The organism is Clostridium sp. (assembly GCF_029267215.1).
Taxonomy (GTDB): domain Bacteria; phylum Bacillota; class Clostridia; order Clostridiales; family Clostridiaceae; genus Sarcina.
The window spans coordinates 16,123-38,976 of the sequence record NZ_JARIDH010000068.1 but is presented as its reverse complement, the minus strand read 5'-3'; the positions used below and the strand labels follow the sequence as shown (position 1 = coordinate 38,976).

Here is a 22,854-nt window from a genome sequence, read left to right as displayed (position 1 = left end):
ATAAACTTTATAAACATATGGTATAGGATGCATTTTAATGGATATTACATTTAAAGCAACTGAAGGAATATTTAATTATAGGGTTACAGGAATTATTATTCATAATAATAAATTACTAATTATGAGAGATGGTGAGGATTCACATTATTATTTACCAGGCGGAAGAGTAAAAATGAATGAAAGTTCTAAGGAGTGAATTTTAGTTATATGAGTAGCTCTTTTATAAATTAGACTTTATCTTAAGTGATATTTATTTTAAAACAAATCCATAAATTAGATCATAGTTTTTCCAAGTATATAACTATAAAATACCACTTAAATATTCCCCCTATTTTACTCTTTTAACCACCTTGATTAAAATTCTTACTACAATATTACCCACTATGCATATAACTTAAGTGGAATAAAACTCTCAATTAACCCTAAAATCAATAAATATATAAAAAAATAATACTTCTTGAAATTCTCCAAAATAAATACTCCTTAAAAATTTTATATTTAACTTAAATTAATAGACTTCTCCATTATTCTATAATTAGTGAGTATTTCACACAATAAAAATAGGCAGTATTTTAAATACTAGTGCCTATTTTTTATTTACTCTTTTTCAGAGTCTATTGATTTTAGCTATCCCTTAAGATTTATATTAAATGAACACTACTTTAAAACAAAGCCTTTTATTTTTATATGCCGTAAACTCTATTTATTTATATTAAATAACAAAAAACTAAACCTATTATCTTCTTGCAAAGTCTACAAACTTAAATTTATCTGGTCTATGTCTTGATTCTGTGTATTGGAATAGCTTTCTCCCCTCTAAATATGTGTAACTCTTAACTACAGCAACCATATCATATCCTCTTAAATCAAGCAGTTTCTTATCCTCTTCTGTAACATTTTGAACTGTTATTTCCTTCTCAGCATAGGCAATTTTAAGCCCAAGATCCCATTCTATATAATCATAAAGTGAATTTTCACATATTTCTTCTGTAAGCCTTGGTACAAACTCTGAGTTTACATAATCCTTGTCTAAAATTATCTTTTCTCCATCAATATTTCTAGTTCTTACGATTTTCCAAACATATTGATTAGGTGAAACCTCAAGTTTTTTAACCATTCTATCACTTGGACTTTTTAAAGTTAATTCTTCAACAATAGTCTCACAGCTTTTTCCTAAACTCTTCTCTATTTCCTTAAAACTCTTTATTCCTGAAACTGGGAAATTAAATTTATTAACATCAAGAACAAAAGATCCCTTTCCTCTTGATTTTTCTATGTATCCATTTTGCTCTAATAAATTTAAAGACTTTCTTACTGTATCCCTTGACACTCCATACTCATCCATAAGTTGTGATTCTGATGGTAGTTTACTATTTACTTCAAATACTCCACTATCTATTTTTGCTACTATCTCATGATATATATTTAAATACTTACTAGACATATTTTAATCGCTCCTAAACAATTACATATTACTAATATTAGTTTATCATAAGAAATTACAATAAACTACCTTCCCCACTTTACACACATAATACATTAAAACAAGATTTGTCATACCTAATAACAAAACTTGTAAATACAACCTTATATGTTATTAAATTTGTATAATAAAAGTATAGAATATTAAGCTACTATACGACCCTAGAGTGTGAAATACTTGGAAGATTTAATATATATTAACAGCAGGATTCATGACATTATTTATTATTGGTGTCTTTTATAAAAAGAAGAAGAAAAAAATGATTACTTTGAATTTTTCTTACTTGGGGGTTAAAAATTAAACTGATGATGTATCAAAGTAACTTTTTAATAAAACTTTCAAACAATATGAAGAGAATAACTTTAAATTCTTGATTAAATCTAGTAACTCTCTGAATATGTTTGAAAGTTTTATATTAAGTTTTTATACAACTCTAGTTTTATATTAGACTTAATTATGAAGCTTGGTTTAAAGAACCCCTAGTTTATAAACTATTGATTCATAAGGTCTTAAAGTTAAATCACTTAAATCCAAGCCACTTTCATCATAGTTAGATAATAATATTTTCTTATTAAAATCTTCTAAGTTTTCAATTTCCTTTGATAAATCGACTTTATATTCTTTTCCATAGAAGTTATTTACCACAACTAATTTTTCTCCATTATAATTTCTCTCGTAAGCATATACCTTAGTATCTTCTTTTAAAAGCTGAATATAATCACCATAAGCAATTACATCTTCATTTTTTCTAAGTTCTATAAGCTTTTTATAATGATAATATACTGATGTTTCATCCTCTAATGCACTCTTAACATTTATATTTTTATAGTTTTTAGCTACATTTATCCAAGGATTTCCTGTTGTAAATCCAGCATTTTCATCCTCACTCCATTGGACTGGAGTTCTTGAGTTATCTCTTGATTTACTTTGAAGAATTTTTATTATTTCCTTCTCCTCTACTCCCTCTTCTTTCAAAATATTAAAGTAATTTATTGATTCAACATCCTTATATTCTTCTATATACTCAAAGTAAGGATTAGTCATTCCAATCTCTTCTCCCTGATAAATATAAGGAGTTCCACTCATCATATGAACTGATGTTGCAAGCATTTTTGAAGATTCATTATGATATTTATAAACATCTCCAAATCTTGAATTTACTCTTGGTTGGTCATGGTTGCACCAGAATAATGCATTCCATCCTCCCCCATTTATAATTCCTCTTTGCCAATTATCAAATATCTTCTTAAGCTCTAAGAAATCAAAGTCCATTAATGACCACTTTTGTCCGTTCTTATAATCAACTTTTAAATGGTGGAAGTTAAACACCATTGTTAACTCTTTTTCCTTTGGATTTGAATATTTTATACAGTTATCAATGGAAGTGGATGACATTTCTCCAACTGTGATAATTTTTACATCCTTACCAAAAGTTCTTTCATTAAGTTCTTTTAAATACTCATGAATTCTATGTCCATCAGTGTAAAATCTTCTTCCATCACCTTCATAATCATTTTCAAATTTCTCTGGTTTTGAAATAAGATTTATAACATCTAATCTAAAGCCTTTAACTCCTTTTTCTATCCAGAAGTTGACCACTTTATAAATTTCTTCTCTAAGCTTTGGATTATCCCAGTTTAAATCAGCTTGAGTAACATCAAATAGATGAAGATAATATTCTCCCATTTCCTCAACATATTCCCAAGCATTTCCCCCAAATTTAGAAACCCAATTTGTTGGTGGTTCATCTTTCTTTCCTTCTTTAAATATATAATAATCCTTGTATTTTTTTTCTCCTTTTAACGCCCTCTTAAACCATTCATGTTCTGTTGATGTATGGTTAAATACCATATCAAGCATTAAATCAATTCCTCTTTTCTTAGCTTCACTTACTAACTCCTCAAAATCCTCCATAGTTCCGTATCTTGAATCTATATTATAATAATCTGCAATATCGTATCCATTATCTTTTTGTGGAGACACATAAAATGGAGTCATCCATATATAATCAACACCTAATCCCTTTAGGTAGTCTAATTTTTCTATTACCCCTCTTAAATCACCAAATCCATCTCCATTAGAATCCTTAAATGATTTTGGGTATATTTGATATACAACGCTTTTCTTAAAGTTTTTCATATTTTCCACCCCGCCAAACTTGTACGTATAAGTTATTTTAAATATATTCTAAATTATTCTTTCTGTCAACTATTGTTAATTTCAAAATACACTCTTAAGTTTTAATCTAGTCCAACAATTTTATTGAAATTTATGTTATCTATAGATGAAGTGATATTTGAATGAGCACTTAGAATTTCATTGTTTCTTTAGAAAAAATAGAAATTCTAAGCGTAATTCAATAATCTCTGAATTATGGATAACATAAATGTCTTAAAAGAATAGATAATAAAAGGTGGAGTTTGCCCCCACCTTTCCTATCATTTTGAAGCCATGTTAGCTAATTTTGTTTTTGAAAATACTATTGTTAATATGAATGGTACTACCACTGCAATAGCCATTGCTACTAAGTACATTAACATACTACTTGATCTTATTGATAATATTGCTGGTAATCCACCAACTCCAACTGAGTTTGCTATACATCCAGTAATCATTGAAAACATTCCTGCAATTCCTGATCCTATCATGGCTGCTATAAATGGATATAAATATTTTAAGTTTATACCAAACATAGCAGGCTCTGTTACTCCTAAATATCCTGAAATACATGCTGGAATTGAAATCTGCTTTTCATCTTCATTCTTTCTATTTACATATATCATAGCTAAAACTGCTGATGCCTGAGCTATATTTGATAATGCTATCATTGGCCATATAAATGTTCCACCAATATCACCTATAAGTTGTAAATCTACTGGTAACAAAGTGTGATGTAATCCTGTTATAACTAATGGTGCATAAATCATACCAAATATTCCTGCAAATAACCATCCAAAGGATGATGTTAAACCAGCTACTATAACTCCTGATATCACGCTACCAATCTTCCAACCTATTGGTCCTAAAAGTGTGTGTGCTAATAATACTGTTGGTACTACTGAGAAGAAAGGTACTATAATCATTTGTATTGGCCCTGGTGTAATCTTCTTAAAGAATCTTTCTAAGTAAACAAAAGTGAATCCAACCATGATTGCTGGTAATACTTGTGCTTGATAACCTATCATTTGAACTTGTGCAAAACCAAAGTCCCAAACTGGAATCTTAGCTCCACTACCTACTGCATACGCATTTAATAATTGAGGTGATACTAATGTAATACCTATTACTATACCTAGCATTTGATCTGCTCCCATTTTCTTAGCTATTGACCAAACAACACCTACAGGTAAGAAGTGGAATATTGCTTCCCCTATTAACCATAAGAAACTATAAGTTCCAGCCCAGAATTGTGATACTTGTACTAAAGTCTTTGTACCACCCTCAAGTAACTTCATATCTCCTATTACATTACGGAAACCTAATATAAGACCTCCAACTATGATTGCTGGTATTAATGGTGCAAATATTTCTGCAAGTCCTGCTACTAATCTTTGAACTATATTCATGTTCTTCTTAGCAGCTTTCTTAACTTCTTCTTTACTTTGTATTTCTACTCCTGTTTGCTTAGCAAATTCATTATAAAATATTGAAACTTCTGGTCCTATAATTACTTGAAATTGACCAGCTTGTGTGAAAGTTCCTTTAACACAAGGAATAGCTTTTATCTTATCTACATCTGCTTTACTTGTATCATTTAAAACGAATCTCATTCTTGTAGCACAGTGAGTTACTGAAGCTACGTTTTCTTTTCCACCTATATAATTTACTAGTAACTTTGCATCATTCTCAAACTTACTCATATTTTCCCCTCCATTCAACTTGTACGTATATCTTGTAAATATATACTAACATATACGTATAAGTTATGTCAACCTTTTCATTTATCGTTTTCAAAAGTTTTTTCTAGAGGTTTTATTCTTATAAATAACTTTTCATGTTATACTAAGAAAAATTTAAAGAAAAGAAAGAAGCTAAAAAAGAGCAAAAATAATTACAAAAGGCTGTCCTCAAAATAAATTTAAAAGTTATTTTAAGGGCAGCCTACTTTATTATAGTATACTATACTATTACTTATTCTTAGCATTTTTTAATATCTTCTTAACTGCTTTATTTTTGTTTTCGTTTCTATTATTCTGCTTTTTCTTATTTTTACTAAATTCATTACAAATATTATATATTAACATAATAAAATCCTCCTATATTTTAATCTTTTATCTATGTAAAAATCACTTTATGATTCAACCTATTTATCTTTTCTATTTTAACAATTAGATATATTAATAGAAGCTAAAATCAACATATACTAAAAATAAGCTTTTTATTAAAAATCATAATATTTTTAGTTTCTCTTATGAGTTATCAACTAATCTAATATTACTATTTTAATAATAAGCTAATAAACTGAAATCTTATTGCTTACCAAATAGTCTATTAAACTTATATAAATAATTATAAAATTCATATAAATTAATATTACTTGCTGGAATTTATAAGATATTTTTAGTATTATATTACCTATTAAGTGAATTACTCAGCACCTATTTCGTTGATGTAGGAAAATTTTCTAAAATTTAGTTAAAAAACTAATAAGTTACTATAGATAATATTTACTCATTGAAATGAAATTTCTTATTGAAGTGATTTATAATTCTTCTAATTGATCTTTATATCCCTTTATTTTATACCTTTTAAGTTAAACCATACTACATAAATGATTAATTATTTAGATGTGCTCTAAAATAATTTCTTTAATTAATTATAACATATTACTAAAACAAAAGCAAACATTTGTTCTTATTATATTAAATTATTTTCAATAATAATATTATTATTGAAAATAAAGTATAAAAAAAGAGCGTGTAGCAAAACAAGTTTTATTATTATATTTTGATAAAGCCCCTTTTAGTTGATTACTCTAAAAATATTTAGCATTTATTTTTATTTCTCAAAACTATAATTAAATTAATTATAAAAATAACAAAACTAGTAGCCCCTATAAACATAAGCCATTTATTCCAATAGGACCAATTTAGTGCATCGTTGTCAGCCAAAACACCCATGAATAACATTCCATAATACATAGCTATACCACATATTACGCTAATGATTAAATCTGTAAAAATAATTTTTTTAGTATCTTTTGATATAATTTTTTTAGTAATATGAATAGTTTTAAAAAAATTAATAATTACGACCAAAAATAATGATATATATGTTAAAAATATAAATGAAAAATAACTCATAACATCATCTAATGGTTTTATATCCAAGACTTGTCTCCCCCTCCTTAAAACAATTATAGATTAATTTTTCATTTCTAAAATAGCATTTTACATGCTCTTATTAAATCTCCTCTCACATATTCTCATATATTAATATATACATAACATAAAACCAATATATGTATTATAACACATATATTGGTTTATAATCTTAAAATATTTTATTAAAAATATAACAGGTTAAATACTAACCTTTATTACTAAAATTAATTCCTTTTACTACATCATCAATTTTTTCTATAGCCTTATCCTCTGCCTTAAACTTCTCTTCAGTACTATATCCAGTTCCATCAACCAGTAATTGATGAAATTTTTTTATTCCTAAAAACTTCATTATATCTTCCACATAGTTTAATCCTTTATTAAATACTCCTCTCATAAGCCAAGGAATTTCTCCTCCTGAAGACTGAATATAAACCATTTCTCTTTGTTTATCATCTAAAAGACCTTTTACTTCCTCTGGAGAAATCTTAATTGTTATCTTATTTTGAATAATACAATCTATATATTCCTTAAGTGGTGCTGGGAATGATAAACTCCAAAGAGGAGCTGCTATTACATATAAATCAGCCTCCTTAAACTGATTGCTAAGTTCTAATATTCTTTCAACTTCTTTTTTAGTCTTTTCATCTAAACTATTGTCATTATGATCTATGCAGGAACTTCTTCCTGAAAAATGCTTATCTTCTAATCTAGGTATAAAGTCCTTATAAAGATCAACTTCTTCAATTTCAAACTCTGGATTTAATTCCATAAATCTGTTTACAAAAGCTCTTCCTACAGTCTTACTAGAAGATAATTCTTCTGGTTTTGAATTTACTGTAATATAGAGTAGTTTTTTCATATTACTCACCTCGTTTAAATATTTCTCTTCTTATATTGTGAGTTTTATGAAAAATTTATTATAATATTTATGCTTATTATATTTTAAAAATAATGGAGGAATACTTTTGACAAAAACAATAATAATCTATTTAATAGCAATAAACATAGTTTCAATATCACTTATGTATATAGATAAACAAAAAGCCAAAAAGCATAAATGGAGAATAAGTGAGAATACACTTATATCTCTCTCAGTAATTGGTGGGAGTATAGGAGGGTTATGTGGAATGTATGCATTTCATCATAAAACAAAGCATGCTAAATTCTCATTAGGAATTCCAGTAATATTAATCATCCAAATTCTTTTAGCTTTCTGGATTATTCAACAATACTAAAACTAAAAAATAAAACTTACAAATATATTCTCTTCTCAGTATTTATAAGTTTTATTAAAATATGTCTTAATCTAATGTTTACTTTATATATAATTTAAAAGATATACAAAGTTAACACTGAGCTAAAACATAAAAAACATAAAAAGTAGTTATATTAGAGGATAACCTAATATAACTACTTTTATTTTACACTTAATTATATTAAATTTATAAAAAGCAAGTCTTCTAGTAAATGTTAATGAATTTCATAAACTTTGACTAAATTAATTAACATGGAATTTATTTTTAAACTCAGTTATCTTAACCTTATTTATAAAGTTATAGCATAGATTTTAAAGTCTATTCTATTTACTTGCTATTAATAACATTTCTCTTAAAACTTTGCAGGCAACAGCAGTTGATGCTCCTGTTTGGTCATATTGAGGTGATAATTCATTTACATCAAAACCTACAATATTTAAACCTTTAAGTTTTAATATACCATCTAATAATTCTTTAAATTGAACTCCTCCTGGCTCTGGTGTTCCTGTTCCTGGAAATACTGATGGATCTAAAACATCTAAATCTATCGTTACATAAATTGGTTTATCTTTAACTTTCTCAATAGCATATTCTAAATTATCTAAGTTAAACTTATTTGTATAAACATGGTCTTTTCCCCATTTTAATTCTTCTCTATCACCTGAACGAATACCAAATTGAAAGATTTTATTATCTCCAACTAAATCCCAAACTCTGTGTAATACAGTTGCATGAGATAATTTTTGTCCTAAATAATTTTCTCTTAAATCAGCATGGGCATCAAAATGAATAACATGAACATCAGGATATTTTTTAAATACTCCTTTAAATGATCCCAATGTTACTAAGTGTTCTCCCCCTATCATAGCTGGAATTTTTCCATCTTCAACAACTTTTCTTGAAAATTCTTCAATCTTTATTAATGCCTCTTCTGAATTTCCAAATGGAAGTTCTAATTCTCCACCATCAAAAAAATTATAATCATAAAGATCCTTATCTTGATATGGACTATAACTTTCTAATCCCCAAGACTCACCTCTCATAACCTGACTTGCAAATCTTGTTCCTGGTCTAAAAGAAGTTGTTGAATCAAATGGAGCACCAAATACAACTATACTTGATTTATCATATTCTGACTCACATCCTATAAATGTGCTTACATTTCTATTCATCAACATTCTCCAAAATCTCCTTAACATAATTAGGTAATGCGAAGCAGCCTTTATGCAATTCAGTATTATAGTACTTAGTTTTTAGTCCTAAGTCATTCCACTTTTCTATATCAGATGTTAATGGATCATATTTCTTTGAAGCAAATCCAAATAACCAATGTCCTGATGGATAAGTTGGAATATGTGCTTGATAAACTCTACAAATTGGGAAGCACTCTTTTATTCTCTTATGAGCTCTCTTCATTCCTCTTGCATAAGCATCATAATATGGACTTTCATGTTGATTTACAAGTATTCCATCGTCTTTTAATGCTTTGAAGCAATTTCCATAGAATTCTCTTGTGAATAACCCTTCTCCTGGTCCAAATGGATCTGTTGAGTCGACTATGATTAAATCATATTTATTTTCTACTGAACGAACAAATTTTAATCCATCTTCAAAGAATAAACTTACTCTCTCATCATCTAACTTACTAGCTGTTTGTGGTAAGTATTCTCTACAAACATCCACAACTAATTTATCTATTTCAACCATATCTATTCTTTCTATAGTATTGTATCTAGTAAGCTCTCTTACTGTACCTCCATCTCCTGCTCCTATAACTAATACATTTTTAATATTAGGATTTGTAGCCATTGGAATATGAACTATCATATCATGGTAAATAAATTCATCTTTCTCGGTTACCATCATTAATCCATCTAATGTGAAGAAAGTTCCAAACTCTTGTGATTTAAATACATCTATTCTTTGAAAATCACTTTGTCCACTATAAACTTGCTCATCTACCTTAATTGAGAAACGTACCTTGTCTGTATGCTCTTCTGTGTACCATAATTCCATAATTTGATCCTCCTAATAATCTAAAACATTTATATTTTTAATTTCCATATCCTCTGGACCTGTTACTAAACATCCTTTTTTTCTAGAATATTTAATATATTCTATAATCTCATCAGTTATAACTTCACCTGGTGCAAGAACTGGTATTCCTGGTGGATAACACATTACAAACTCACCTGAAATTAATCCTTGACTTTCTTCTAAAGAAATAGTCTTTTTCTTTGAATAGAAAGCTTCCCTTGGTGAAACCTTAACTATAGGATTTATATATTCATGATCGAAAATATCTCTCTTATCTTTTTCATGTATTCTTTTAATCTCACTTAAAGCTGAAACTAATCTCTCAATATTATATCTAGTGTCACCAACTGATATTATTGCAAGAATATTAGCTAAATCTCCAAGTTCAATTTGAATTCCATAATCATCTCTTAAAATATCGTAAACCTCAATTCCAGCAAGTCCACTTTCTAAAGTGTTTATTGTTAGTTTTGTTATATCAAAGTCATAAATATCATCGCCATTATTAATTTCCCTAGAAAAAGCATAATATCCACCAATTTTATTTATTTCTTCTCTTGCATATTCTGAAATACTAACAACCTCTTCAAATATTTCTTCTCCATTTAAAGCTAAATTTCTTCTTGCTATATCTAAAGAAGATAATAATAAGTAAGATGCACTTGTTGTCTGAGTTAAATTTATGATTGTTCTCACATAATCAGGATTTATTCCATTACTCTTCATAAGTAAAATTGAACTTTGAGTTAGGGAACCTCCTGTTTTATGTATGCTAACAGCAGCCATATCTGCCCCTGCCTCCATAGCTGATACTGGAAGTCTTTTATCAAAATAAAAGTGAGTTCCATGTGCTTCATCAACTAAAACATACATATTATTTTCATGAGCTAATTTAACTATTTCTCTTAAATTTGAACAAATTCCATAGTAAGTTGGATTATTAACAAAAATAGCCTTAGCATCTTTATTTTCTTTAATAGCCTTTTTAATATCCTCTAAAGACATACCTAAAGAAATTCCTAATCTTTTATCTATACCTGGATTAATATAAACAGGAGTAACCCCTGTTATTATTAAAGAATTTATTGCTGATCTATGAACATTTCTAGGCATTATAATTTTGTCACCATCTTTACAAATACTCATAATCATAGCTTGTACTGCTGATGTAGTACCATTTACCATAAAGAATGCCTTGTCTGCTCCAAAGGCCTCTGCTGCTAAATCCTCAGCCTCTTTTATAACAGATGTTGGATGACAAAGATTATCTAAAGGTTTCATAGAATTTACATCAACTGAAACACAATCTTCACCTAAAAATTCTCTTAGTTCCTTATTTCCTCTTCCTTGCTTATGACCTGGCACATCAAAAGGAACAATTCTTTGACCTTTGTACCACTTTAATGCTTCATAAATAGGAGCATTTTTTTGAGAAAGTCTTTTCATAAAAATCCCTCCCTATTTAATAAATATTTACACCACCATAAATTTCAATCATTTCTTTTGACAATCTATCTCTAATTTCTCTTCTTTCATTTGGTGTTAAGTCATATGGATCTGCATTAAATAAATAGTTATTTAAAACAACATCCTTAAGCATCATTTTTGTATGGAATATATTTGATTGATAAACATTAATATCCATAGCATCATATCTTTTTAAAGTCTCTTCATCTATATAATCTTGAATTGATCTTATATCATGATCTATATAACACTTTCTACCATCCATATCTCTTGTAAAGCCTCTGACTCTGTAATCAATAGTAATTACATCTGAATCAAAGCTTCCAATTAAATAATCTAAAGCGTTAAGCGGAGATATCTTTCCACAAGTAGATACATCAATATCAACTCTGAAAGAAATTATATCGTTATTTGGATGAAATTCTGGATAAGTATGAACAGTAAGATGACTCTTATCTAAGTGACCTACTATACTATCTCTTAATTTTAAATAAGATATATCTCCTTTATTACACGATGAGTCTATAAGTGCCACTGGTAATGCTTCCTCAGTAATGAGAATATTAACACTAGCACCTTGTGGTTCATAATCTTGTTTTGAAATATTTAAAACATGAGCTCCTATCATTTCTGTAACATCACAAAGTATTTTTGTAAGACGTTCAGAATTATATTGCTCATCTATATATTTTATATAATCTTCTTTTTCTCTATCTGTTTTTGCATAACAAATATCATAAATATTAAAACTTAAAGTTTTAGTAAGATTATTAAAACCGTAAAGGCATATTTTTTCCTTCAACCCTAACATCAATCCTTCCTTTTACAATTTTGTTTATTTATTGAAATATGTATTTAAAAAAATATAAAGGTCATCCAAAATAATTATTTTGGATTTAATTCGAATTCATTATATATCACTATTTATTTTTTTACCACACTTTTTTCTCTAAACCCTTTTAACCAAGCCATCCAAAGAGATACATTTCAAAACCTCGGTAATAAAAACTAAGAAAAATACTTAGTATTAGTAAACTTTAATTTTATATTTTTTTCACTTTAAAGTGTTTTAAAAAGCCACTTCAGATAAAACTAATAAAAAATTTAAAAAAATCCAAAAAAACTTCACTTTGAAGTTTTTTTGGATTTTGTAAATATTTTATGAACAACTACTTTTTATACTCTTCAAAGATAGCTTTGAACTTTTCATTGTTCTCTTCTATCCACTTATCAAATATTGAATTATCAAATTTTACAGCATTTGCAACCTTAATTAAGAAATTAGGTACTTCTCTTTGAAGAATATCTCCGTAATACTCTCCTATATTTATGTTATGAATTCCTACTTTTCCTCCGAAATGTAATTCAAATACATTTTCTAGTTTATCATCAACTTTTTTCTTTTTACCAGCAAATCCAATTTCACCAATTTGATGCATACCACATGAATTTGGACATCCTGATATACGTATTCTTGGTAGTAATCCTTCTTCAACCTTATTTTCTTTTAAAGCTTTAACAATCTCTTCTAAAGTGTATTGGCTTTCTAAAACTCCCATTTGACAAACTGGAACACCTATACATGATACACTTCTCTCAGTTAATGTTTCTCCACCTTTTCCTTGAGTAAGTTTTAGTATTTCTTCTGCTTCTTTTCCATTTAAGTTTCTTATATATAGATTTTCATCCATGCCTAATCTTACTTCTACTTCTTCTATATTTTTTATAGCATCAATTAACTCTTTTAATAGATCTAATTCAAGTTGTCCTCCGATTGGATGGAATAAAACAGAGTATAATCCTTCTTGTTTTTGAGGTATTAATCTATTATGCTTTAAGTCAGTAACTAAACCTTTTTTGTTATAAATAACCTCTTCAACTTCAAGATCTAAGCCACCTTTAGCTTTAACTTCTTCTAAATGCTTTCTAAAGCAATTTTTAAACTCTTCATCGCCCATTCTCTCAGCTATGTATCTAATTCTAGCTTTTCCTGGGTTATTATAGTCACCCTCAGCAATAAATAAATTTATCATGGCGTCAACGCAATATAATGCATCTTTAACTGGAATTAATTCATCTAATTCAACAGATTTTCTTGCATTTCTTCCTGCTCCACCACCAATATAAACTTTAAAGAATCTCTCTCCATCTTTTTCAACAGCTAAAAATCCTAAGTCTGTTATTGTGCAGTGAGCTGCATCACTTTCACTATTTGAAAAAGCAGTTTTTATTTTTCTTGGTAATTTGTAAGTATATATTTTTTTCATGTAGTGATTATTTGTTGCTAAAGCATATGGTGTAACATCAAAAACTTCTCCAATTTCAACTCCTGATAATGGATTTAAAGCTACGTTTCTTGGGAAGTTTCCACCGCCTCCTCTAGTATATATACCTTTAGTTAATCCTTCTTGCATTATATCACATACAGCATCTATTGATATTCCATGTAATTGTATAGCTTCACGAGTTGTTAAATGTACCTTATCTAAATTATATTTAATAGCCCAGTTATAAGCTTCTTCTAATAAATTTAATCCTGCTACACCTGATGGAACTCTTAATCTAATCATAAACTCTTGTCCACCACGATGTGCGTAACATCCCATTCCACCTGATAATTTCTTAAATTGTCCTACATTTAACTCTTTATTTAGAAATTTATGTCCTTGTTCTCTAAAAACTTCAATTTCTTTTGAAAGGATTTCATTTAAATTATCCATTTTGTATCACCTCATTTAAATTTTAAGTTGCGCTTTTCTATTAGTAAACAATTGTTTTTTTATTATATCTATAAGTTATTAGTTATATAACCATATATTTTCTCTTTTTTAATGATAAATTATTTTAAAATACTTTCTCATTAAATTTTGATATTACTTATTATATATCTATAACTTATATATCTATAACTTATATATTCTAAATTTATTTTAAGTTTATATTACATACATCCTAAGAAATATTTTAAAGCTTTAAGTTAATTTAAATATTATGTTTATAAAAAAATTCCCTACTTTCATTAATAAATACTTAAAATAATACTAATTAAAAATATTTAAATAATAGTAAAATTAATAATAAGTTATTAAATTCCAATTATATTATTCATTTACATAATGTTAATTTTTACTCAATTATTATATAATAAAAACATGGTCAAAAAGTAGTTGATTCTATTAATAATAAATACTTAAAAGATGTTTATAAAAAATGGAGAACTTCAAAAATCCATAGACTTGATACTGAGAATTTATAAAAGGAGTGTTAAAAATGGGAGAAAGTAAATTAAAAGCTGAACTATCAAAAGTTTATAAAGAGTGGAAAGATTTAGAGGAAAAAACCACTGGAAAAATCAAGCATCACCACGAATTAAGTAAAGATGAAAGAGCTAAAGAAGCTAAGAAATTTTCTGATTATGCTGGTTTACCAGTCTCAATAAATGAAGAAATGCTTCTTTATTTAGATGAAGAATATTTTAGAATTTAAATTATTTAAAATATACATAATTATATATAAAAAAGACACATTAGAAAATCTAATGTGTCTTTTGATTTATTACACTCTGTTATTCCATCATTTTTGAAATCTTCTTGCTTAGTAATAATAAAATTAAACCTAATCCTATACTTACTCCTGAAATCATTGCAAATAATTCTAAAGCCCCAAATTCTCCAATAAATGATGCTATAAATCCTGATAACTTGTTTGCTACTCCATTACTTGCAAGCCATACACCCATTAATAATGAAGCATATTTCGCTGGCGCTAATGAACTTACCATTGAAAGTCCTATAGGTGATAAGCAAAGTTCTCCCACTGTATTAAAGAAATAAGTTCCTATAAGCCAGAACATGCTTACTTTTACTGCTGGATTTTCAACATTTCCACCTAATGACATAGTAGCTATTACCATTAATAAGAATCCACATCCTAAAACTATCATACCCATAGCCATTTTAGTTGGTACTGATAAATCTCCTCTTTTACTATTAGCAAGCTTAAACCATAATTTTGAGAATAAAGGTGCTAATATTAGTATAAATAATGGATTTATTGACTGGAAGAATGATATTGGAACTGTCCATCCAAATAAACTTCTATTAGTTGCCTTTTCAGCAAATAATGTTAATGAAGTTCCTGCTTGTTCAAAACCAGCCCAGAAGAATACAACGAATGATGCAAGTATTAATATAACTGCTATTCTCTTCTTCTCTTGCTTAGTTAAAGGTTTATTTTCTTCTTTAACTTCTTTTTTAACTTCTTCTTTTTTATTCTTTCCAACATGAGCTAAGTATTTAGGTGATAAAGTTATAAATATTATCTCACCAAGTATAATACCAATAGCTGCTGCTAAGAATCCATATTTAAATCCATAATGAAGGATTACTTCTCCTGATTTTGTAGCAAAAAAGTTTTCTGCTAATAATCCACATATTATTGGTGCTATTAATGAACCTAAGTTTATTCCCATATAGAAGATTGTAAATGCTGAATCTTTTCTCTTATCTCCATCTTCATATAATTGACCAACTAATGTTGATATGTTTGGCTTAAAGAAAGCATTTCCTATTATTATAAGACCTAAACCTAAGTATAATGCCCATCTAGTCTGCCAAGCAAATAAAGATAAGTTACCAAAAATCATTAATATTGCCCCGATTATAATTGATTTTTTCTGTCCTAAATATTTATCTGCTAATTCTCCACCTATTATTGGAGTAAAGTAAACTAGTCCTGTATATGTTCCATATATTGATGCAGCATGACTTACATCATATCCTAATCCACCAGTTACAAATGATGCTGTTAAGTAAAGCATTAATAATGCTCTCATTCCATAGTAACTGAATCTTTCCCACATCTCTGTGAAAAATAATAAATATAATCCAGCTGGATGTTTTAATCTTTTCTTTGAGCTTTCTCGCCCTGAAACCACGCTTACCTGTGTCATTTATATCAAGCCCCCATTTTGTTTATAATCTTAATAATTTTTTCAATATTTCATATTAATTTATCATTAAATTTATTATTTCGTTAACACATTTTTAATTATATACATTTTTTTCATCATAATCAAACCTCACTTTAACAAATTATTGTAAGTTTATTAATAAATTCATCATCTTTTCTCCCAGATCCTCCATTTTTCACTGTATTCATATACAGCACATTTGTCTTTTTATAAAATACACCACTTTTTAAATTTTATCTTATTAAGAAGATTTATTTATCATATTACTAATAAAAATACTTATTTTTCTTCATTTTTTAAAATAAAAACAATACAAAAGAAAAACTGCTTAAAAATCTATTTTTTATTAGTTTCTTAACCCTTATATAAAATTCAAAGAAATAGCAATTTCACGAATAACTAAGCTAGTTTTTCATAATAACTTAACAAATTTATTTTTATTTAATTTTTAATTTTGATTAAATTGTAAATTATGTTATAATTATATTAATTTACTTTACTATTTACTAAAAATTTTTAACATTAATAAATACACAATAAACCATTCTTATTTTATTCTAGAAGTTGAGATAACATGAAAGAATTAATAATTATAGTAAAATATAATGAACAAAATTTACAATAATAAACACCATTTCACAATATGTGTTTATATTAAATTAATAGCTAATATAAATCATATTTCAAAGTCTATATCAAACTTAAAGAATTATTATCATCATTTATAAATACTAAATTTTCATTAGCATACTATCAATCTAAATTTAAATCTAATTCTTAGTTAAAAATCTTAGCTTCTTATTTAGAATAAAAGTAAAATTTACATATAAAATTAAACATTGTGAGGATATGAAACTTATATATTGAAGGCTATTTTTTAAAAAAATTAAAAATGGCTTTATTTTGCATTCTTAAAAATTCAAATTGCAATATATAACATCATATTAAAAGGAAATAATTGCTTTTCCATTTTAATTATAAATCTAAAGGTAAAAATAAAATGTAAAAGAGGAATGTTTATGAAAAAAGGAAATAAAATAATTAAAATTTTAGTAATCATATTTGCCATATCAAGTATTTTTTCAGTCACAGTATTTGCATTTTTTACTTCTTCTGATTCATTGACAAACAAATTAATTATTGGAAATGTTCAAGCTAATATTGCAGAGGATTTTAATCCAAATAATTCTTTACAAAAAGAAACAGTTAAAAAAGTTAAAATTGAAAATACTGGAAAAAACAATGAACTTGTTAGAGTGAGCATAATCCCTAGATGGGTGGATGAAAATGGAAACCCTTGGCTTGGAGATACAAGTTTTGTTCATTTAAATTTTAACACAAATAATGTTGTAAGTTTAAATGATATAGATAAGGTAAAAAAAGATGAATGGATAAATGGAAATGACGGTTATTATTATTATTCAAGCATACTTAAACATGCTAAAAACATATCTGATGGTGAAAATGATAGAAATATTGCACCACAAGAAAGATACGAAAAAAGTAATGATAATACAAAGCAAAATTTCACAAGCCAACTTTTAGATTCTGTATCTTTGAATACAAAAAACATGACTCCAAATGATTTAGAAAGATATAAAGGAAAAAAACTTATTATAGATGTAAATGTTGAAGCTATAGAACCACATTATGAAATAAAAAATGATAACAATATAAAGACTCCAATAACACAAAATTGGCCTTCAATTAACACAAAGTTAAAATATTATCTAGAAAATTTGAATAATAAGGTGAATTAATATGAAAAATATAAAAAAACTTATAATGATTTTAATAATTTTTACTTTGAGTATAAATTTTCCTTTTTCAACAGTAAAAGCTACAGACAATACAGATCAAAATATTAATAAAAGCTTTAAACTAGAAAAAACAGCTACACCAACCGAAAAAGATGGTGAATATGAGATATCTTTAAAAGTACAAAAAAATTCTCAAGAAATTGCAAAACCTGTAGATATAGTATTGATATTAGATAACTCAAGTACTATGGAATATAAGTTAAGTGATGTAAAAAAAAGTGTAAATAATTTTATAGACAATATATCAAATAAAGTTAAAAACGCAAGAGTAGAAGTAGTTTTATTTTCAGAATATCCAAGTGTGTTAATGCCTAATGATGCATCAGAAAATTCAAATGGATTTATTGATCTTAGCAATAAAATAGCTGTTAATAATTTAAAAACTGCTGTAAATAGAATAAAGTTAAGTTGGGGAACTAATACTGAAGCTGTATTTCAAAAAGTTGATGAACAATTTTTAGATTATTCAAGTCCAGATTCTAAAAAATATGAAGTATTTTTTACAGATGGTCTTCCAGATATGATTAACGGAGATCATCATATAATTTCAAATAGAAAAGCAATTCCTAAAGCTGAAAAAGCTTATGATGACTTAACTTATGATAACCACCCAATAAATACATATTCTATTGGATTTTTAGGTGATTTATCAAGAAGACATTTTAAAGAGGCAAGAAGATTCTTGAAACATGTTCAAAATTCAGGGTTTTATGAAGCAAGTGATCTCGAATCTATCGATAGAATTTACGGACAAATAGCTGAAAATATTATTACAAATAATACCTTAGGAAAAGATGTTTTAATTACAGATACTGTTACCGGTCCATTTACTATTGAAAAGGATGGTTATGGAAAAGGAATTGCATCAAAAGTAACTTTAGATAGTAAAGAAATAGATGTAAATAATGGAATTCAAAACATAAATAAAAATACTATCTCTTGGAATTTTGGTGATTTAGATAACGGAAAACTTACAATCAAATTTAAAATAAAAGTTATAGACCCATATTACGGAGGACAAAAAATATATACTAATGAAAATGCTACTTTCCATTGTGTTGACTCCATTACTAATAAAACAATAGATTTGACTTTTAATAAACCTACAGTGAATATTCCTTATAAGATTGTAAATATCAATTTACAAAAAACCATTTCAGATGGTTCTAAAAACAGTGAATATTTTACAATATGTTTAGATGGAGGAGTTAACGGAAAATATTACTTTAAAATTCCTGCAAATGGAGAAAAGATACATATGAATGCCTACTTAAAAGATAAAAAAACAGATACCTCTAATAATACTGATACTTCCAAAAACTATTTAATTGCTGGAAAGTATAAAGTTACAGAGTTGGATTCCTTAAGTTATACTCTTAATTCTATAATAGTTAATAATAAAAAATTATCTCCAAACAACAATGAAATTACCATTGATAAAGATAATAAAGATATTAACATTTCTATAGTAAATAACAAAAAAGGTGTATATGGAGTTAATAATCCAAAAGGAATACTAGGATTTTTTGATTTTAATGGAATTGAAAATGTATTAGGAAAATTCATTGGCCTTAAATAAAAATTAAATTTATACAGTAAGTAATTATAAATTTACATAACTTAATTAAAAAGATTTTATATTTATTAAAAGGCGTATCAAAATAATTAATTTAATAATTTTGATTACGCCTTTTGTTTTTTATTGTATAGTTTTTAATTATTTTTAACTTAAATACGTATTTTTAATAATGGTGTCTTTTTATAAAATTTAATACAAAAAAGTTACTTACCAAATACTTTTTTCTTCAACATAATTCCTGTTTTTGTGATAGCTACTCCACCAAGTGCTGTTTCCCTTAAAGTTTCTGGAAGAGCCTTTCCAACTTGAGCCATGGCACTTACTGTATCATCAAAAGGTATTTTTGATTCTATTCCAGCCATTACAAGGTCTGCTGCACATATAGCATTTACAGCACCTGAGGCATTTCTTTTAGCACAAGGAATTTCGACAAGTCCTGCAACAGGATCGCAAACAAGTCCTAATATATTTTTTATTACTATCGCTCCTGCATTTAATGACATTTCTGGCGTACCTCCCATAAGTTCTACAAGACCACCAGCTGCCATGGCAGAAGCTGAACCACATTCTGCTTGACATCCACCTTCTGCCCCTGAAAATGTGGCATTTTGTCCAATTATTAATCCAATAGATGAAGCTGCCAAAAGACCATATAATAAATCTTCATCTTGAAGATTTAATCTTTCCTTAGCTGTTAACATAACCGCAGGAAGTATTCCACATGATCCAGCTGTTGGACAAGCAATTATTTTCCCCATAGAAGCATTTACTTCAGATGAAGAAATAGCCATAGCCATAGCTAATATTACTCCATTTCCTGTAAATGATTTTCCAGATTCTAGATATCTTTGAAGTTTAAAAGCATCTCCTCCTATTAATCCACTAAGTGAATAAACTTCTTTTTCTCTTCCTTTTGATGAGGATTTTTTCATAACCTCCAAAGTTTTTGAAAGCTTTTCTAAAACCTCTTCTCTAGAAAGTTTTTTGCTTTGCATTTCATATCTTAACGCATATTCACTAAGCTTAATACCTTCTTCTTTGCATATAGCTAAAAGTTCTTCCCCAGTTTTTGCAAATCTCATTTGTTATTCACTCTCCTCTTCTAAGTTTATAAATATAACTTTTTGTATTCCATCTATTTCTTCCATTTTCTTTATTAACGAATCATCAATTTTATCATCTATCTCTAAAGTCATAGTAGCATCCATTCCTTTTTGAGTTCTTGAAACATTCATAAAAGCAATATTAATTTCCTGATCTAAAAGAAGTTTAGTTACTTTATTTATAGTTCCAAATTTATCATCATGACATGTAATAAGAGTTGGATAAGAGCCACTAAAATTTGCTTTTTTCCCATTTACTTCAACTATTTCTATGCTTCCTCCACCTATTGATGACCCTAATACTTCGCAAATCTTTCCTGATTCACACTTCATAATAAATTTAACTGTGTTTGGATGATAATCTCCTAAATCTCTTTCTATAAATTCAAAGTTTAATCCTTCCTCTTTAGCAATACATAATGAATTTCTAAGTCTCTCGTCATCTGGTTGCATACCTAATAATCCAGCAAGTAAAGCCTTGTCAGTTCCATGCCCTTTATAAGTTTTAGCAAAAGATCCATGAAGTAAAAATTTAACATCCACAACTTTTTCCCCTGAAACAGCCCTAGCAACCTTTCCAAGTCTAGCTGCCCCAGCTGTATGAGATGATGATGGTCCAACCATTACTGGACCTAGTATATCAAAAACACAAAGATTATTCATAATTATCCCTTCCTCTGTTTATCTATAAATTTTAGACTACTAAAACTTCTTCATCTTCAACATTTAAATTAGTTTCGTAATCTTTATTATTTCTAATTTTATCTGCTGTCATTATTTTATAATTTTTAAATATTAAATATCCTATCATACCAGCAATAACATTGAAGAACACTATTATTGCCGCTGTAATTAAAACTTTGACAGCTGGGTTATATGCAAACATTACAGCAAAACCAGCTATTGGAGTAGCAGTCCCTGGTGTATTATTTACAAGACCCATTAATGAAACAATTATACCTGACATTGCTCCACCTATGAAATTAGTTACATACACTGGTATTGGATTTGCAGAAATTATGTCTGCCTGTGTAAGTGGTTCTATAGCAACTGCAATAGTATCTTTTTTACTTCCAAATTTCATTTTTCCAAAGAATACAAAATTCATGAATGATGAGCCAAAAACTGCTAATGCCCCAATTGCCATAGGAAGACCTGTTAATCCTAACATAGCTGTTAAAGCCATTGAACTTAAAGGTGCTGTGGCAACCACTGTTACTATTCCACCAAGTATTATTCCCATTATTATTGGGCTAGCTGTTGATGTAGCTGTTATAACGCCTCCTATATTTTGTAGAGTTGTTTCTACAAGTGGATTTGATATTGTTGCTATTCCTCTTACAAGTGGAGCGCCAAGAACAATAATAACTATTAAATCAAGACCAGCTGGTATTTTTTTCTCTAAATACTTTATAACAAATGAACCAAGGTAACCAGCTATAAAGCCTGGCAATATTCCAAATCCTGAACAAGAAAGACCTGTTAATACTGCATATACTGGAGAAACCCCTAATGATAAAGGTACTAAAATTGCAGCTGCAACTCCTCCAAGACTTCCATTAGATGAACCTACTTGTGCTAAAAAAGGTATTTGGAATACATCTCCAAAAAATGCTAGGTGAAAAGCTTCAACTAAAAAACTTGCACAGGCAGCATTTGCTAAACCTCCCATAGCTTTCATTCCATGTGGCGCTTTATAACTAAATAATGTAAAACCTCCTAACACCAATAATAATAATGATGTTCCAATTAATATTTGCATAATAAAATCCCCCTAAATTTTCAATTAAAATTAAAATCATCTTATCAG

At 27.6% G+C, this 22,854-nt stretch carries 19 protein-coding genes; 5 read left to right on the top strand and 14 right to left on the bottom strand.

What is annotated here, in order from left to right:
* Window positions 1-37 precede the first annotated feature (37 nt).
* Window positions 38-196: an NUDIX hydrolase gene (locus Q1K13_RS11405; protein ID WP_300350941.1), complete on the top strand. Its 159-nt coding sequence runs from the start codon at window positions 38-40 to the stop codon at window positions 194-196.
* 540 nt (window positions 197-736) lie between these two features.
* Here the strand turns inward: Q1K13_RS11405 and treR are convergent.
* The 5 genes from treR to Q1K13_RS11380 form a co-directional block, all read right to left on the bottom strand.
* Window positions 737-1,444 (bottom strand): trehalose operon repressor, encoded by a 708-nt coding sequence (treR, locus tag Q1K13_RS11400; RefSeq protein WP_300350938.1) that lies wholly within the window; start codon window positions 1,442-1,444, stop codon window positions 737-739.
* A 507-nt stretch (window positions 1,445-1,951) separates the two neighbouring features.
* Window positions 1,952-3,622: an alpha,alpha-phosphotrehalase gene (gene treC, locus Q1K13_RS11395; RefSeq protein WP_300350936.1), complete on the bottom strand. Its 1,671-nt coding sequence runs from the start codon at window positions 3,620-3,622 to the stop codon at window positions 1,952-1,954.
* A 299-nt stretch (window positions 3,623-3,921) separates the two neighbouring features.
* Window positions 3,922-5,343, bottom strand: a complete 1,422-nt coding sequence (treP, locus tag Q1K13_RS11390; protein WP_300350934.1) for a PTS system trehalose-specific EIIBC component — start codon at window positions 5,341-5,343, stop codon at window positions 3,922-3,924.
* Between the two features lie 1,125 nt (window positions 5,344-6,468).
* Complete coding sequence (locus Q1K13_RS11385; RefSeq protein ID WP_300350931.1) at window positions 6,469-6,813, bottom strand: hypothetical protein; 345 nt, start codon at window positions 6,811-6,813, stop codon at window positions 6,469-6,471.
* 199 nt (window positions 6,814-7,012) lie between these two features.
* Window positions 7,013-7,669, bottom strand: coding sequence for an FMN-dependent NADH-azoreductase (locus Q1K13_RS11380; protein WP_300350928.1), 657 nt, complete (start codon window positions 7,667-7,669; stop codon window positions 7,013-7,015).
* Between the two features lie 106 nt (window positions 7,670-7,775).
* Between Q1K13_RS11380 and Q1K13_RS11375 the strand changes: the two genes are divergently transcribed.
* Window positions 7,776-8,045, top strand: a complete 270-nt coding sequence (locus Q1K13_RS11375; RefSeq protein ID WP_300350925.1) for a DUF1294 domain-containing protein — start codon at window positions 7,776-7,778, stop codon at window positions 8,043-8,045.
* Window positions 8,046-8,389: 344 nt separating this feature from the next.
* Here Q1K13_RS11375 and speB read toward each other — a convergent pair whose 3' ends face one another.
* The 5 genes from speB to Q1K13_RS11350 form a co-directional block, all read right to left on the bottom strand.
* The gene (gene speB, locus Q1K13_RS11370; protein ID WP_300350922.1) at window positions 8,390-9,244 is read right to left on the bottom strand and encodes an agmatinase; all 855 of its coding nucleotides are present in this window, start codon (window positions 9,242-9,244) and stop codon (window positions 8,390-8,392) included.
* Complete coding sequence (gene speE / locus Q1K13_RS11365) at window positions 9,231-10,082, bottom strand: polyamine aminopropyltransferase (protein ID WP_300350919.1); 852 nt, start codon at window positions 10,080-10,082, stop codon at window positions 9,231-9,233. Before speE ends, speB begins: the two co-directional genes overlap by 14 nt.
* Before the next feature lie 12 nt (window positions 10,083-10,094).
* Window positions 10,095-11,549 (bottom strand): aminotransferase class I/II-fold pyridoxal phosphate-dependent enzyme, encoded by a 1,455-nt coding sequence (locus tag Q1K13_RS11360; RefSeq protein WP_300350918.1) that lies wholly within the window; start codon window positions 11,547-11,549, stop codon window positions 10,095-10,097.
* Window positions 11,550-11,565: 16 nt separating this feature from the next.
* Window positions 11,566-12,381, bottom strand: a complete 816-nt coding sequence (gene speD, locus Q1K13_RS11355) for an adenosylmethionine decarboxylase (RefSeq protein WP_300350916.1) — start codon at window positions 12,379-12,381, stop codon at window positions 11,566-11,568.
* 358 nt (window positions 12,382-12,739) lie between these two features.
* Window positions 12,740-14,290 (bottom strand): nitrite/sulfite reductase, encoded by a 1,551-nt coding sequence (locus tag Q1K13_RS11350; RefSeq protein WP_300350914.1) that lies wholly within the window; start codon window positions 14,288-14,290, stop codon window positions 12,740-12,742.
* Window positions 14,291-14,840: 550 nt separating this feature from the next.
* Between Q1K13_RS11350 and Q1K13_RS11345 the strand changes: the two genes are divergently transcribed.
* Window positions 14,841-15,056, top strand: coding sequence for a hypothetical protein (locus tag Q1K13_RS11345; RefSeq protein WP_300350911.1), 216 nt, complete (start codon window positions 14,841-14,843; stop codon window positions 15,054-15,056).
* 79 nt (window positions 15,057-15,135) lie between these two features.
* On the opposite strand, the gene Q1K13_RS11340 is transcribed toward Q1K13_RS11345, so the two are convergent.
* Complete coding sequence (locus tag Q1K13_RS11340) at window positions 15,136-16,521, bottom strand: peptide MFS transporter (protein WP_300350908.1); 1,386 nt, start codon at window positions 16,519-16,521, stop codon at window positions 15,136-15,138.
* A 1,040-nt stretch (window positions 16,522-17,561) separates the two neighbouring features.
* On the opposite strand from Q1K13_RS11340, the gene Q1K13_RS11335 reads away from it, so the two are divergent.
* Window positions 17,562-18,302, top strand: coding sequence for a hypothetical protein (locus Q1K13_RS11335; RefSeq protein ID WP_300350906.1), 741 nt, complete (start codon window positions 17,562-17,564; stop codon window positions 18,300-18,302).
* Between the two features lies 1 nt (window position 18,303).
* Complete coding sequence (locus Q1K13_RS11330; RefSeq protein ID WP_300350902.1) at window positions 18,304-19,941, top strand: vWA domain-containing protein; 1,638 nt, start codon at window positions 18,304-18,306, stop codon at window positions 19,939-19,941.
* Window positions 19,942-20,144: 203 nt separating this feature from the next.
* Here the strand turns inward: Q1K13_RS11330 and sdaAA are convergent, their stop codons facing one another.
* The 3 genes from sdaAA to Q1K13_RS11315 are packed head-to-tail and all read right to left on the bottom strand — an operon-like array spanning window position 20,145 to window position 22,806.
* Window positions 20,145-21,023, bottom strand: a complete 879-nt coding sequence (gene sdaAA, locus Q1K13_RS11325) for an L-serine ammonia-lyase, iron-sulfur-dependent, subunit alpha (RefSeq protein WP_300350900.1) — start codon at window positions 21,021-21,023, stop codon at window positions 20,145-20,147.
* Window positions 21,024-21,026: 3 nt separating this feature from the next.
* Complete coding sequence (sdaAB, locus tag Q1K13_RS11320; RefSeq protein WP_300350897.1) at window positions 21,027-21,707, bottom strand: L-serine ammonia-lyase, iron-sulfur-dependent subunit beta; 681 nt, start codon at window positions 21,705-21,707, stop codon at window positions 21,027-21,029.
* A 31-nt stretch (window positions 21,708-21,738) separates the two neighbouring features.
* Window positions 21,739-22,806 carry a PTS sugar transporter subunit IIC gene (locus Q1K13_RS11315; protein ID WP_300350895.1) on the bottom strand — a complete coding sequence of 356 codons (1,068 nt, stop codon included), beginning with the start codon at window positions 22,804-22,806 and terminating at the stop codon, window positions 21,739-21,741.
* Between the last annotated feature and the right edge of the window lie 48 nt (window positions 22,807-22,854).